Genomic DNA, 13,660 nt, shown 5'->3' on the forward strand with positions numbered 1-13,660 from the left:
GGGTGATGGTCACACGTCGTACCGCGATCGGCACACTGGCGCTGGGCAGCCTGCCGCTATCAGCCGGGCTGTGGGCCTGGTCGGCACAGGCCGATGCGGCCCAGGATCGTTCCAGCCTGCAATGGCTGCAGCGCTGGCAGCAGGCCGCAGCCAGCAACAGTTTTGCCGGCACCATGGCGGTGTCCGGCCCGAATGGCAATCTGCGCAGCGCGCGTGTCTGGCATGCGGTGCAGGGTGGTCGCCAGATCGAGCGGGTCGACAACCTGGCCGGCCATTCGCGCAGCATGTTCCGCACCGACAGCGGTTCGCGTGTCTTCCTGCATGATCAGAAACTGGTGCGGGTGCAGTCGAACCTGCCGCGTGGCGGCATGATGTTCCCCGGCATGCAACCCTTGCCGGCAGCGCAGCAGGCCCAGGGCGCGGCGCGTTATCAGGCGCGCCAGCTGGGCCAGGAGCGCGTGGCCAACCACACGGCCGATATCGTCGGCTTTCTGCCGCAAGATGGCTTGCGCCACGGCTTCCGGTTCTGGAGCGAGCAGAAATCCGGCCTGCTGCTGAAGTGGCAGCTGCTGGAGTTGCCGGCGGGTGCCACCGATTTCCAGCGTGCACGCATGTTGCGCGAGGTCGCCTTCTCCGACTTGCAGATCCAGGCACCCTTGCAATACGCCACGCTGCAACAGATGATGGAGCAGACCAAGGGCTACCGCGTCGAGCAGCAGGCATTGCAGACGACTACGCCGCAGCAGCAGGGCTGGAGCCTGCGGTCACTGCCGGGCTATGCGATCACGCATTGCTATCTGCGGCCGCCGCTGCGTGACAAGGGGCAGCCGCAAGCAGGCCTGGGCGGCAAGGTGACGCAGTGCGTGCTCTCCGATGGCCTGTCCAGCATCTCGTTGTTCCTGCAGGCGGCGGAAGCTGGCAAGGGCCAACAGCCGGCTGCGCGTGGTGCCACGCGCTTTGTCTCGCGCAGCTACCCGGGCGGGCAACTGGCCACGGCCATAGGCGAGGTGCCGGCAGCGGCGCTGCAGGCGCTGCTGGACGGTTTGGCACGTAGCAAACCGTGATACTGGCGGCGTTGAATCTGCTGCAGCCGACCGCATCTGTGGCGGAGTATTCCATGTGTGGCCGCACTGCCGTGGGCAGGGCGGTCATGGCGATCCGGTGCCTGCAGGCCGCACGCGTCTGCAGGGCCACATAGAGCTTTCGAGGAGAAATGTCATGCAGCGATTCCACGGTACCGAAACCCCTGCCCAGGCGGCAGCCGGCAAGCGCTGGCCCGGCTTGGCACGCCAGGCGCTGAGCGCCGGTGTGGCGCTGACGCTGCTGGGCTGCAACTACCAGGCGTCGGCGCAACAGTCGGGCCAGTCGGCCAGCGAAGCGGCTCCGGCCGTGGTGGTGGCACCCCCGGCACCGGCGGCTTCCACGCTGCAGGCACCGCCACTGGTCACCGGCCTGCCCAATTTCGCGCCGCTGGTCGAGCGTGTCGGGCCATCAGTAGTAAATATCCGCGCCATGGAAAAGGTGCGTAGCGCACGCAGCGGAGCCGTACCCGGCTCGCCGGAAGCGCAGATGGAAGAGTTGCTGCGCCGCTTCTTCGGTATCGAGATCCCGAACATGCCGCGTGGAGGTGGTGGTGCGCAGCCGGCCCCGGACAGCGGACGCGAGCGCCAGGCTGGTATCGGTTCCGGCTTCATCATTTCGCCTGACGGCTACATCATGACCAACGCCCACGTGGTGGAGGGGGCCGACAACCTGATCGTGACGCTGCCGGACAAGCGCGAATTCAGCGCCAAGGTGGTTGGCCAGGACAAGCGCACCGATGTCGCCGTGGTGAAGATTGACGGTACCGGTTTGCCGGCGGTGCAGATCGGCAACGTGGAACAGCTGCGCGTGGGTGACTGGGTGCTGGCGATCGGCTCCCCCTTTGGCCTGGAAAACTCGGTCACGGCCGGCATCGTCAGTGCCAAGCAGCGCGATACCGGCGACTACCTGCCGTTCATCCAGACTGACGTCGCGATCAACCCGGGCAACTCCGGCGGCCCCTTGATCAACATGGCCGGCCAGGTGGTCGGCATCAACAGCCAGATCTATTCCCGCTCCGGAGGTTTCATGGGCATTTCCTTCTCGATTCCGATCGACGAGGCAATGCGCATTGCCGACCAGCTGCGCCAGACCGGTACCGTGACTCGTGGCCGTATCGGCGTGATGATTGGCGATGTGGACCGTGAAGTGGCCAGTTCGCTCGGCCTGCCGGCCAACCAGCAGGGCGCGCTGGTGCGCAATGTCGAAGCCGATTCGCCGGCAGCCAAGGCGGGCGTGCAGCAGGGCGACATCATCACGCGCTTTGACGGCAAGACCATCGAGAAGACGGCCGACCTGCCGCGCCTGGTCGGCGAGACCAAGCCCGGCACGCGCGCCAGCATCACCGTGTTGCGCAACGGCAGCACGCAGGACCTGACGCTGACGGTGGAAAAGGCCGAGGAGGCCGGTACGCCACGTGGCCTGCTGGGTGGCGCGGAGCCGAAGGCCGATAGCGCAGCCACGGCGGTGGCGGCTTTGGGCATGAGCGTGAGCGAGCTCACGTCGGCACAACGCCAGCAGCTGCGTGGCCGTCCCGGCGTGGCGGTCAGCAGCGTGACGGATGGCGGCCCGGCAGCACGCACTGGCTTGCGCGCCGGCGACCTGATCCTGTCGGTGGGGCGCCAGTCGGTGGACAGCGTGGAGAGCTTCTCGCGCGCCGTCTCGGCCCTGCCGCAAAACCACCCGGTCAGCGTGCTCTACGTGCGTGATGGCTATGCCCAGTACGGCATGATCCGCCCGCAGGCGCGCTGATGCGAGGCTTGCGCACAGTCGGGTGGGCAGAGTGCCACAAAAACGCTAAAATAGTGCGTTCTGGCTAACGCAGCCTGCAGTCGCCGGCTTGTCCACCCTGGGCAGCCGGCGCTTTTTGTCGCCCGCGGGACATGTCTTGCGCTCCGCACGGGGCAAATCATCGGCATCCGGGCACGCTGGCCCGACATGGCCCATCGCCTTTCTAGACCCAGTTTTCATGAAGCATATCCGCAACTTTTCCATCATTGCGCACATCGACCATGGCAAGTCGACCCTGGCCGACCGCCTGATTTCGCGCTGCGGTGGCCTGTCCGACCGCGAGATGAGTGAGCAGGTGCTCGACTCGATGGACATCGAGAAGGAGCGCGGCATCACCATCAAGGCGCAGACCGCCGCGTTGCAATACAAGGCGCAGGATGGCCAGATCTACAACCTGAACCTGATTGATACCCCCGGCCACGTCGACTTTTCCTACGAGGTGAGCCGTTCCCTGAGCGCCTGTGAGGGTGCGCTGCTGGTGGTGGACGCCAGCCAGGGGGTGGAGGCGCAGACCGTGGCCAACTGCTATACCGCGCTGGATCTGGGCGTGGAAGTGCTGCCGGTGCTCAACAAGATGGACCTGCCCCAGGCCGATCCCGACAACGCCAAGGCCGAAGTCGAGGACGTGATCGGCATCGATGCCAGCGACGCGATTCCATGTTCGGCCAAGACTGGCCTGGGCATTGACGAAATCCTCGAAATGATCGTCGCCAAGGTGCCGCCGCCGCGTGGCGAGCCGGATGCACCGCTGCGCGCCATGATCATCGACAGCTGGTTTGACGCCTATGTCGGCGTGGTGATGCTGGTGCGCGTGGTCGATGGCCAGCTGCGCAAGGGCGAACGTTTCAAGATGATGGCTTCCAACGCTGCCTACGATGCCAACAACATCGGCGTGTTCACGCCGGCGCAGGAGCCACGCGAGACGCTGAATGCGGGCGAGGTGGGTTATATCATCGCCGGCATCAAGGAGCTGAAGGCGGCCAAGGTGGGTGACACCATCACGCTGGAGAAAAAGCTGCCGAACAACCTGGGCCCGGCCGAGCAAGCGCTGCCTGGCTTCAAGGAAGTGCAGCCGCAGGTGTTTGCCGGCCTCTATCCGACCGAAGCCAGCCAGTACGATGCGCTGCGTGACAGCCTGGAAAAGCTGCAGCTCAACGACGCCTCGTTGCACTACGAGCCCGAGGTATCACAGGCGCTGGGCTTTGGTTTCCGCTGCGGCTTCCTGGGCCTGCTGCACATGGAAATCGTGCAGGAACGCCTGGAACGCGAATTCGACATGGACCTGATCACCACCGCGCCCAGCGTGGTGTACGAGGTGGTCAAGGGCGATGGCGAGGTGATCCAGGTCGAGAACCCGTCCAAGATGCCCGATGCCGGCCGCATCCAGGAGGTGCGCGAGCCGATCGTGACGGTGCACCTGTACATGCCGCAGGACTATGTGGGCCCGGTGATGACGCTGTGCAACCAGAAGCGCGGCGTGCAGCTGAACATGCAGTACCACGGCCGCCAGGTCATGCTGACCTACGACCTGCCGCTGGGCGAGATCGTGCTGGACTTCTTCGACAAGCTCAAGTCGGTCAGCCGTGGCTACGCCAGCATGGACTACGAATTCAAGGAAAACCGCCCGTCCGACGTGGTGAAGGTGGACATCCTGCTCAACGGCGAGAAGGTCGATGCGCTGTCCATTATCGTGCACCGTACGCAGGCGCAGTACCGCGGCCGTGCCGTGGTGGCCAAGATGCGCGAGATCATCAGCCGCCAGCAGTTCGACGTGGCGATCCAGGCTGCCATCGGTGGCAACATCATCGCGCGTGAAACCGTGAAGGCGCTGCGCAAGAACGTGCTGGCCAAGTGTTACGGCGGCGACATCTCGCGCAAGCGCAAGCTGCTCGAAAAGCAGAAGGCGGGCAAGAAGCGCATGAAACAGATTGGTTCGGTCGAGGTGCCGCAAGAAGCGTTCCTGGCCATTTTGCAAGTGGAAGACTGACACATGCCATTCATTACTGCACTGGTACTCGGGGGCTTCGTGGCCTATATGGCGGCCTGGTTCCTGGGCTACCTGGAAGGCAATATGGCCTTGCTGCTGTTCGTTGCCTCGGTCGTGACCGGCCTGTACTGGCTGGCCGAGAAGATCTGGTTCAAGCCGCATCGCCGCCAGGCCGCGCTGGCTTTCGAGCAGGCGCAGGACAAGCGCCAGGCCGAGCTGGTCGCGCAAGGTGTCAAGGCCGATGCCATCGATGTGCGCAGCACCAAGGCGCGCCTGATGGAGCAGCCCTGGTGGCTGGACTGGACGGCCGGCCTGTTCCCGGTGATCCTGCTGGTGTTCCTGCTGCGCTCGTTTGCCTTCGAGCCGTTCCGCATTCCGTCCGGTTCCATGATCCCGACGCTGATGATCGGTGACCTGATCCTGGTCAACAAGTACGAATGGGGCATGCGCCTGCCGGTGCTCAACAGCAAGATCACTGCCGGTACGCCGGTGCAGCGCGGCGAGGTCATGGTGTTCCACTACCCGCCCAAGCCGAGCACCGACTACATCAAGCGCGTGGTGGGCCTGCCGGGCGATACCGTGGCCTATATCAACAAGCGCCTGACGATCAACGGCAAGGAGATCACGCAGACGCAGCAGGCTGATTTCCTCGACCAGAGCACGATGCGCTACCACCAGCTGTTCGACGAGCAGATCGGTACGCATCAGCACCAGATCCTGATCGATGACAGCCGTCCCTCCGGCATCCCGGTGCTGGCCGACTTCCCGCAGAGCGAGAACTGCAACTACAGCGTGGACGGCGTGACCTGCAAGGTGCCCGAAGGCCATTACTTCGTGCTGGGCGACAACCGCGACAACTCGCTTGATTCCCGCTTCTGGGGCTTTGTGCCGGATGACCATGTGGTCGGCAAGGCGGTGGCGGTGTGGATGAACTTTGGCGATTTCAATCGCATTGGCAAGATCCAGTAAGCATGGTGTTGCCCGATGACCTGCCCCTGCGCTCGGCGAACCGATGTCCGGCCGGGCGGGTTGTCTGCCTTTTCCCGATATGAGTCCTGCTGAATCCCTGACCCCCCTGCAACAGCTGGCACAACGGCTGCAGCACGATTTTGCCCAGCCGGCCTTGCTGCAGCGTGCCCTGACACACCGCAGCTTTTCTGCCGACCACAACGAGCGCCTGGAATTTCTGGGCGATTCGGTGCTTGGCCTGGCGATTTCCAGCCTGCTGTTCGAGCGCCTGAAGGCATCGCCCGAAGGCGACCTGTCACGCATCCGCGCCAACCTGGTCAAGCAGGACAGCCTGCACCAGCTGGCACTGCAACTGAAGCTGGCGAACTGCCTGCGGCTGGGCGAGGGCGAGCTGCGCTCCGGTGGCCTGAAACGCCCGTCGATCCTGGCCGATGCCTTCGAAGCCATCATTGGCGCCATCTACCTGGACGCCGGTTATCTGGCGGCCGAAACCCTGGTGCATCGCCTGTTTGCCGATGTCGACCTGAGCCAGAACCAGTCCGTCACCGCCAAGGATGCCAAGACCTCCTTGCAGGAATGGCTGCAGGCGCGCAAGATGAAGGTCCCCACGTATGATGTGGCTGGTATCGAGGGCGAGGCGCATAGCCAGACCTTCCTGGTCGATTGCCAGATTCCGGCACTGCAGATCAGCCAGCGTGGCCAGGGCCGTTCCCGCCGCGCTGCCGAGCAGGATGCCGCCAGCCGCGTGCTGGTGCTGCTGCAACAACAGCAGGCCGCCGCTGCGGCCAAGCCGCGCCGCCCCTTACTTTCTACCCGGAAACCGACATGAGTTCTTCTTCCCCGACCGATCCCAAGCCTGCCGCCGCTGCACTGGATGCCGATACCGAGGCCCAGCTGCAGCGCCTGCTGGGCAAGGAACCGCTGGCACCGGCACAGCCGGGCAGCCAGCCGGGTGCTTCCGACCCGGAGCAGCAGCGTTGCGGCATGGTGGCCATCGTCGGCAAGCCCAACGTTGGCAAGTCCACGCTGCTGAATGCGCTGGTCGGCCAGAAAATCAGCATCACCTCGCGCAAGGCGCAGACCACGCGCCACCGCATCACCGGCATCCGCACGCGCGGCGACGACCAGTTCGTGTTTGTCGATACCCCGGGTTTCCAGACGCGCCACGGCAATGCGCTGAACAAGTCGCTGAACAAGGCCGTGACCGGCGCCGTCTCTGACGTGCAGGTGGTGCTGTTCGTGGTCGAGGCTGGCAGCTTCAGTCTGGCCGATGCCAAGGTGCTGTCGCTGTTGCCGACCGATGTACCGGTGCTGCTGGTGGCCAACAAGCTGGATACCGTGCACCGCCGCAGCGAAATCGCGCCCTGGCTGCGCGACATGCAGGAGCGCCATCCGTTTGCCGAATTCGTGCCGATGTCGGCCAAGAATTCCCGCGATATCGAGCGCCTGCTCGACATCGTGGCCAAATATCTGCCGCAACAGCCCTGGTGGCATGACGAAGCCGAGCTGACCGACAAGAGCGAGCGCTTCCTGGCCAGCGAGATCGTGCGTGAAAAGCTGTTCCGCCTGACGGGTGACGAGCTGCCCTATACCTCGACCGTGGTGATCGACCAGTTCCAGGAGGAGCCGGGCAAGGCGGCTGCACGCATGGTGCGCATTGCCGCCACCATCGTGGTGGAGCGCGATGGCCACAAGGCGATGGTGATTGGCGACAAGGGCGAGCGCATCAAGCGCATCGGCACCGAGGCGCGCCAGGAGCTGGAGCGCCTGATGGATGCCAAGGTGTTCCTGGAGCTGTGGGTCAAGGTGCGTTCCGGCTGGGCCGACGACGAAGCGCGCGTGCGCTCCTTCGGTTACGAGTAAGCCCATGCGGCGGCCCCTGGAGGCAGCATGAAACGCGTGGCGCATGAGCCGGCTTTCGTGCTGCATCACTATGACTGGAGCGAAAGCAGCCTGATCCTGGAGGTGTTCACGCGCCACCATGGCCGCACCGCGCTGATGGCGCGTGGCGCGAAAAAGCCCAGTTCGAATTTCCGGCCGGTGCTGCTGCCGCTGCAGCCCTTGCACCTGAGCTTTGGCGGCGATGCCGATATCCGCATGCTGCGTTCGGCCGAATGGATCGGCGGCCATATCATGCCGACCGGGGAACGCCTGCTGTCGGGCTATTATCTGAATGAATTGCTGCTGCGCATGCTGGCACGGGATGATCCGCATCCGGCGCTGTTCGATGTCTATGCGCGCGCACTGGCGCTGATGGCGTCCGACCATGCCGGCGAATGGCTGGAAGCGGTGCTGCGCGCCTTCGAACTGACGCTGCTGCGCGAAGTCGGCCTGTTGCCGGCGCTCGATGTGCAGACACTGACGCACCAGCCGCTGCAAGCCGACCGGCACTATGTGCTGCTGGCGCACAGCGGCCTGCGGCTGGCACAGCCGGAAGAACGGCGCCAGGCACTGGCCGCGTCGCACTGGCTGGCGCTGGAGCAGGCGATGCAGGGTGAGCAGTCGCTGCAGGCGGTGATGCAGCTGTGCATGGCACAGCGTGACGTGGCGCAGGGCCTGAAACAGCAGCTGCGTGGCGTGCTGCATGCCCATTGTGGCGTGGAGATGTTGCGTACGCGCAAGATGATGATGGAGTTGCAGAAACTATGAATCCAACCGGAACCACCCAGCTGTCGGTAAACGTGAACAAGGTGGCCTTGCTGCGCAATACGCGCCATCTGGGCATTCCCAGCGTCACGCGTGCGGCGGCCCTGTGCCTGCAGGCCGGCGCCGATGGCATCACCATCCACCCGCGTCCGGATGAGCGCCATATCCGCAGCAGCGATGTGCAGGAACTGGCCGATCTGATGCAGAACTGGCCGCAGCAGGAATTCAATATCGAGGGTAATCCGACCCAGAACCTGATGGATTTCATCCGCCAGACGCGTCCGCACCAGGCCACTTTCGTGCCTGATAGCGAAGACCAGTTCACCAGCGACCATGGCTGGGATCTGCAAGATGTCAGTGTGCGCGATCGCCTGCGTCCGCTGATCGAGGAGTGCCATGGGCTGGGCGTGCGTGTCAGCCTGTTCATGGATGCCGAGCCGGCGCTGATGCCGCTGGCACGTGAAGTCGGTGCGGACCGCATCGAGCTGTATACCGAGCCCTATGCCGCCGCCTGGGGTACGGATCAGCAGCAGCAACAGCTGCAGCGTTTTGCCGCTGCCGCGCAGGCCGCACTCGACGCCGGCCTGGGCGTGAATGCCGGCCATGACCTGAACCGGGACAACCTGATCGACTTTGCCCGTACCGTACCAGGCCTGCAGGAAGTCTCGATTGGCCACGCCCTGATCGCCGATGCGCTGGAGCTGGGCTACGCGTCAACGGTGGAAGCCTATCTGCAATGCCTGCGCGCCGCAGGCCGCCACGCATGAATACCGACAACATCCTTCTGAACAACGGCGCCCGCATCCATGCCGAGGCGCTGCAACCAGCTGATGCCAGCCAGGCCGCCAGCCGACCGGTGCTGGTGTTCCTGCACGAGGGCCTGGGCAGCACGCGCATGTGGAAGGGCTTTCCGCAAGCCCTGTGCGATGCCGCCGGCTGCGACGGCCTGCTGTTTGACCGCCAGGGCCATGGCCAGTCCGATCCGCAACAGCAGCCGCGCACCATCCACTACCTGCATCGCTATGCACTGGAAGAACTGCCGCAGGTACTGGCGCAAGCGATTCCCGATCGTGACTACGTGACCATCGGCCATTCCGATGGCGGCAGCATCGGCCTGTTGCACGCGGCCGAACAGCCTGAACGCCTGCGTGGCCTGATCACGCTGGCCGCCCACATCTACGTGGAAGAGGTGACGCTGCAGGGTATCCGCGAGGCGCGTGTGGCCTGGGACGCCGGCAAGCTGTCGCGCGGCCTGGCGCGCTACCATGGCGCAGACCGCGTCGAAACGGTGTTCATGGCCTGGAACGCGACCTGGCAGCTGCCGGCGTTTGCCCACTGGAACTTGGCCTATGCCTTGCCCGCTGTTCAAGTGCCCACCTGCGTGATGCAGGGCGCTGGCGACCAGTACGCCACGGTGCAGCACATGCACGATATCGCCGCCGGCATTCCGGGCGCCACTGATCTATTGCTGCCCGATTGCGGCCATTCGCCGCATCTGGAGAATCCTGAGGTCACGCAACAGGCGATGCTGCAGGTGCTGCAGGACTGGGGTGTACTCGCATGATTTACGGCATCGGCACCGACCTGTGCGATATCCGCCGCATCCGTGCCACGCTGGAGCGGCGCGGCGAGCGCTTTGCCGAAACCGTACTCGGCCCGAGCGAGCTGCAGGTCTACCGCCAGCGCAGCGCGCGCTGGGCCGATCGTGGTGTCAGCTATCTGGCCACGCGCTTTTCCGCCAAGGAAGCCTTCAGCAAGGCGATTGGCATGGGCATGCGCATGCCCATGCACTGGCGCCGTTGCGAGATCCTGAATGCGCCCAGCGGCCAGCCGCAGATCGTGCTGCACGGTGACCTGGACCGCTGGTTCCGCGAACGCCGCCTGCACGCCCATGTCAGCGTCACCGACGAGGCCGAGCAGGCCTCCAGTTTTGTCATCGTCGAGTATCTGCCCGATTCCGACTCCTGATTTCTTATCTGTTTTTTTCCGAGACCGTCCGCCATGCATCCCCTGATCATCGATATTGCCGGCACCCACCTGGACGCTGCCGACCGTGAACGCCTGCAACACCCGCTGGTGGGTGGCCTGATCTACTTTGGCCGCAACTGGGAAAGCCGTGCGCAGATCAGCGCCCTGAGCGCCGAGATCAAGTCGATCCGGCCCGATATCCTGATCGCGGTCGATCACGAAGGCGGCCGCGTGCAGCGTTTCCGCACCGATGGCTTCACCCGCCTGCCGCCCATGCGCGCGCTGGGCGAACTGTGGCGCCAGGGGCAGGGCGGCAAGCGCCGCCTCAATAAGCAGGCGCAGCATGCCAGCCAGGTGGCGACCGCCTGTGGCTACGTGCTGGCCTCCGAGCTGCGCGCCTGCGGCATCGATTTCAGCTTTACCCCGGTGCTCGATCTCGACTACGGCGAAAGCAGCGTGATCGGTGATCGCGCCTTTGATGCCGATCCGCACCTGGTGACGCAGCTATCGCAAAGCCTGATGCTCGGCCTGCTGCAGGCCGGCATGGGCAACTGCGGCAAGCACTTCCCGGGTCACGGCTACGTCAAGGCCGATTCGCACGTGGCGATTCCGGTCGACAAGCGCAGCCTGAAGCGCATCCTGAAGGACGATGTGCGTCCCTATGGCTGGCTCAACAACACGCTGACCGCCGTCATGCCGGCCCACGTGATCTACCCCAAGGTCGATGCGCGTCCGGCCGGTTTCAGCGCTACCTGGATCCAGGACATCCTGCGTGGCGAGCTGGATTTCCGGGGCGCCGTGATCAGCGATGACCTGAGCATGCAGGGCGCACGCCAGATGCAGGGCCGCACGCTCACGCATGGCGAAGCCGCCGTGGCCGCGATTCGCGCCGGCTGTGACCTGGTGCTGCTGTGCAATCAGAGCCTGGATGGCGGCGAAGCACTCGATGCCGCCATGGCGCACGTCAGCGAAGCCGTGGTCAAGCAGCAGCTGTTGCTGGACGAAGCCAGCGAGCTGCGCCGCCGCGCCCTGTTGCCGACCGGCCCGGCACCGGACTGGGACGAATTGATGTGCAGCAGCGCCTACATGCAGGCGCTGGACTTGCTGTCCGAGCTGTTCTGAACCCAAGCGGGCAGGGCACCAGACCTGCCTGATCCGAATTTTCCGGCCCGAAGCGTATCGGGCCCTGACTGAGAGAGTTTCCATGCATCCCAAAGCCCTGCTGGACCATGCTGCCACCCTGGTAGGCCAGATCCTGCGTTTTGACCATCCAGCCGACGCCATCGTGTCGCGCTATTTCCGCGAGCATCGTGAACTCGGTTCTCGCGAGCGCGCCACGCTGACCGAAACCGTCTACCAGGTGCTGCGCCGCAAGCCGTATTTCGAGCTGCTGGCCCGCAGCGGCAGTGGTGCGCGCGAGCGTCGCCTAGCGATCCTGGGGCTGGCTGCACCGGCCGATTTCGTCCAGGGCGCGATCCAGCCGCAGGAAAAGGAATGGCTGGCGGCCTGCCAGCAGATTACGGATGAGCAGCTGCTGCCGATCCACCGCCACAACCTGCCCAACTGGCTGGCCGATGCGCTGCAGCAGCAGCTGGGTGCCGAGCGCTTCCAGCAGCTGGCCGACAGCCTGCTGCAGGGCGCACCGCTGGATCTGCGTGTCAACGCCCTCAAGGCCAAGCGGCCCGATGTGCTCAAGGCGCTGGCGCAGGAGCAGCTGCAGGCCGAAGCCACGCGTTTCTCGCCCTGGGGCATACGCCTGCGCGAACGCCCGGCGCTGACACGACTGGAGTTGTTCAAGGAGGGCGCTTTCGAGGTGCAGGATGAGGGCTCGCAGTTGCTGGCACTGCTGCTGGATGCACGCCGTGGCGAGATGGTGGTGGACTTCTGTGCCGGTGCCGGCGGCAAGACACTGGCACTGGGTGCAGAAATGCGCAACACTGGCCGCCTGTACGCATTTGACGTGTCGGCACACCGGCTGGAAAAGCTCAAGCCGCGTCTGGCACGCAGCGGCCTGAGCAACGTGCATCCGGCCGCCATCGCGCACGAACGCGACGAGCGCATCAAGCGCCTCAGCGGCAAGATCGATCGCGTGCTGGTTGATGCCCCATGCTCCGGCCTGGGCACGCTGCGCCGCAGCCCGGACCTGAAATGGCGCCAGTCCGAGCAGACGGTGCAGGAACTGGTCGCGAAACAGACTGCCATCCTGGCCAGCGCCGCGCGCCTGGTCAAGTCCGGCGGCCGTCTGGTCTATGCCACCTGCAGCGTGCTGCCACAGGAGAACGACCAGATCGCCGAAGCCTTCAGTCAGGCCAATCCTGGGTTCAAGCCGCTGAATGTGGTGGAGCTGCTGGCGCAGCGCAAGGTCGAGCAGGCCGAGCTGCTGGGCAGTCCGGAGCAGGGCGAGACCGAAGCTGGGCGCTATCTGCGCCTGTGGCCGGACCTGCACGACATGGACGGCTTCTTTGCTGCTGTCTGGCAGAAGGCCTGAGTCTGCAACAGCAGCTCTCACGGCACCTGCGGGTGCCGTTTTTTGGCCCCAGGGCTGGCGTACAGACGCAAAAAAGCCCGCTGGAGCGGGCTTCTTGGGTACAGGGAAAAAGCCGGATTAACGCAGCTTGATTTCCTTGTATTCGACGTGCTTGCGAGCCTTCGGATCAAATTTCATGATCGTCATTTTCTCGGGCATGGTCTTCTTGTTCTTGGTCGTGGTGTAGAAGTGGCCGGTACCCGCAGTGGATTCCAGCTTGATCTTTTCGCGTCCGCCTTTGCTTGCCATGATGATGTCCTTTCAGTCAGTGTTGTGGATCAGGCCTGGCCACGGGCACGCATGTCGGCGAGCACGGAGTCGATGCCATTCTTGTCGATCAGGCGCAGGGCGGCGTTGGTCACGCGCAGGCGCACCCAGCGGTTTTCGCTCTCTACCCAGAAACGGCGAGACTGCAGGTTGGGCAGGAAACGACGCTTGGTCTTGTTGTTGGCGTGGGAAACATGGTTGCCCACTTGCGGGCCCTTGCCCGTGACTTCACATTTGCGTGCCATTGAAGCACTCCTTTGACTGTGGTTGTTGCAATAACAGGGCCGACAACGCTGGCCGATCCTGCACCTCGCCTGCGGCATGCAAAGGCCTAGAAAACCCCTGTATGCCTGCTTGCAGGCGGTTTATTTGAGAAACTAGCCAATCGGCTGTTTCGCAAAACCTCGGATTATAGAACAAAAACT

General features: G+C 64.4%; 14 protein-coding genes. 12 read left to right on the forward strand and 2 right to left on the reverse strand.

Features of this window, described 5'->3' with window-relative positions; translation table 11 throughout:
* Positions 1-5 precede the first annotated feature (5 nt).
* From ACI3EV_RS04605 to ACI3EV_RS04660, 12 genes are all read left to right on the forward strand, one after another.
* Entirely contained in the window at positions 6-1,064 is a 1,059-nt protein-coding gene (locus ACI3EV_RS04605; protein WP_337690673.1) for a MucB/RseB C-terminal domain-containing protein, read from the forward strand.
* Positions 1,065-1,218: 154 nt separating this feature from the next.
* Positions 1,219-2,832 carry a DegQ family serine endoprotease gene (locus ACI3EV_RS04610; protein WP_329770160.1) on the forward strand — a complete coding sequence of 538 codons (1,614 nt, stop codon included), beginning with the start codon at positions 1,219-1,221 and terminating at the stop codon, positions 2,830-2,832.
* 217 nt (positions 2,833-3,049) lie between these two features.
* Positions 3,050-4,858: a translation elongation factor 4 gene (lepA, locus tag ACI3EV_RS04615; RefSeq protein ID WP_329770161.1), complete on the forward strand. Its 1,809-nt coding sequence runs from the start codon at positions 3,050-3,052 to the stop codon at positions 4,856-4,858.
* Positions 4,859-4,861: 3 nt separating this feature from the next.
* Positions 4,862-5,827: a signal peptidase I gene (gene lepB, locus ACI3EV_RS04620; RefSeq protein WP_337690669.1), complete on the forward strand. Its 966-nt coding sequence runs from the start codon at positions 4,862-4,864 to the stop codon at positions 5,825-5,827.
* A gap of 97 nt (positions 5,828-5,924) precedes the next feature.
* Positions 5,925-6,656, forward strand: a complete 732-nt coding sequence (gene rnc, locus ACI3EV_RS04625) for a ribonuclease III (RefSeq protein ID WP_405198061.1) — start codon at positions 5,925-5,927, stop codon at positions 6,654-6,656.
* A complete protein-coding gene (gene era / locus ACI3EV_RS04630; protein ID WP_405198040.1) occupies positions 6,653-7,690 on the forward strand; it encodes a GTPase Era in 1,038 nt (345 codons plus the stop codon). Before rnc ends, era begins: the two co-directional genes overlap by 4 nt.
* Before the next feature lie 27 nt (positions 7,691-7,717).
* Positions 7,718-8,476: a DNA repair protein RecO gene (gene recO, locus ACI3EV_RS04635; RefSeq protein WP_329770164.1), complete on the forward strand. Its 759-nt coding sequence runs from the start codon at positions 7,718-7,720 to the stop codon at positions 8,474-8,476.
* A complete protein-coding gene (locus ACI3EV_RS04640; RefSeq protein ID WP_329770165.1) occupies positions 8,473-9,240 on the forward strand; it encodes a pyridoxine 5'-phosphate synthase in 768 nt (255 codons plus the stop codon). Before recO ends, ACI3EV_RS04640 begins: the two co-directional genes overlap by 4 nt.
* On the forward strand, positions 9,237-10,037 hold the full coding sequence (locus ACI3EV_RS04645; RefSeq protein ID WP_329770166.1) for an alpha/beta hydrolase: 801 nt from the start codon (positions 9,237-9,239) through the stop codon (positions 10,035-10,037). The genes ACI3EV_RS04640 and ACI3EV_RS04645 overlap by 4 nt, the downstream gene beginning before the upstream one ends.
* Positions 10,034-10,441 (forward strand): holo-ACP synthase, encoded by a 408-nt coding sequence (acpS, locus tag ACI3EV_RS04650; RefSeq protein WP_329770167.1) that lies wholly within the window; start codon positions 10,034-10,036, stop codon positions 10,439-10,441. Before ACI3EV_RS04645 ends, acpS begins: the two co-directional genes overlap by 4 nt.
* Before the next feature lie 33 nt (positions 10,442-10,474).
* On the forward strand, positions 10,475-11,563 hold the full coding sequence (gene nagZ / locus ACI3EV_RS04655) for a beta-N-acetylhexosaminidase (RefSeq protein WP_329770168.1): 1,089 nt from the start codon (positions 10,475-10,477) through the stop codon (positions 11,561-11,563).
* A gap of 82 nt (positions 11,564-11,645) precedes the next feature.
* Positions 11,646-12,929, forward strand: coding sequence for an RsmB/NOP family class I SAM-dependent RNA methyltransferase (locus ACI3EV_RS04660; RefSeq protein WP_329770169.1), 1,284 nt, complete (start codon positions 11,646-11,648; stop codon positions 12,927-12,929).
* Between the two features lie 117 nt (positions 12,930-13,046).
* Here ACI3EV_RS04660 and rpmG read toward each other — a convergent pair whose 3' ends face one another.
* Positions 13,047-13,217 (reverse strand): 50S ribosomal protein L33, encoded by a 171-nt coding sequence (gene rpmG, locus ACI3EV_RS04665; RefSeq protein ID WP_329770170.1) that lies wholly within the window; start codon positions 13,215-13,217, stop codon positions 13,047-13,049.
* Between the two features lie 29 nt (positions 13,218-13,246).
* Positions 13,247-13,480: a 50S ribosomal protein L28 gene (gene rpmB / locus ACI3EV_RS04670; RefSeq protein WP_329770171.1), complete on the reverse strand. Its 234-nt coding sequence runs from the start codon at positions 13,478-13,480 to the stop codon at positions 13,247-13,249.
* Positions 13,481-13,660 lie beyond the last annotated feature (180 nt).

The organism is Allobrachymonas wangyanguii (genome assembly GCF_045055315.1).
GTDB classification, from domain to species: Bacteria; Pseudomonadota; Gammaproteobacteria; order Burkholderiales; family Burkholderiaceae_C; genus Brachymonas; species Brachymonas wangyanguii.

Coding starts and splice junctions, on each gene's coding strand:
- rpmG (WP_329770170.1), bottom strand. CDS start 13,217: ATGGCAAGCAAAGGCGGACGCGAAAAGATCAAGCTGGAATCCACTGCG.
- rpmB (WP_329770171.1), bottom strand. CDS start 13,480: ATGGCACGCAAATGTGAAGTCACGGGCAAGGGCCCGCAAGTGGGCAAC.
- ACI3EV_RS04660 (WP_329770169.1), top strand. CDS start 11,646: ATGCATCCCAAAGCCCTGCTGGACCATGCTGCCACCCTGGTAGGCCAG.
- lepB (WP_337690669.1), top strand. CDS start 4,862: ATGCCATTCATTACTGCACTGGTACTCGGGGGCTTCGTGGCCTATATG.
- recO (WP_329770164.1), top strand. CDS start 7,718: ATGAAACGCGTGGCGCATGAGCCGGCTTTCGTGCTGCATCACTATGAC.
- ACI3EV_RS04640 (WP_329770165.1), top strand. CDS start 8,473: ATGAATCCAACCGGAACCACCCAGCTGTCGGTAAACGTGAACAAGGTG.
- lepA (WP_329770161.1), top strand. CDS start 3,050: ATGAAGCATATCCGCAACTTTTCCATCATTGCGCACATCGACCATGGC.
- ACI3EV_RS04610 (WP_329770160.1), top strand. CDS start 1,219: ATGCAGCGATTCCACGGTACCGAAACCCCTGCCCAGGCGGCAGCCGGC.
- ACI3EV_RS04605 (WP_337690673.1), top strand. CDS start 6: ATGGTCACACGTCGTACCGCGATCGGCACACTGGCGCTGGGCAGCCTG.
- nagZ (WP_329770168.1), top strand. CDS start 10,475: ATGCATCCCCTGATCATCGATATTGCCGGCACCCACCTGGACGCTGCC.
- ACI3EV_RS04645 (WP_329770166.1), top strand. CDS start 9,237: ATGAATACCGACAACATCCTTCTGAACAACGGCGCCCGCATCCATGCC.
- acpS (WP_329770167.1), top strand. CDS start 10,034: ATGATTTACGGCATCGGCACCGACCTGTGCGATATCCGCCGCATCCGT.
- era (WP_405198040.1), top strand. CDS start 6,653: ATGAGTTCTTCTTCCCCGACCGATCCCAAGCCTGCCGCCGCTGCACTG.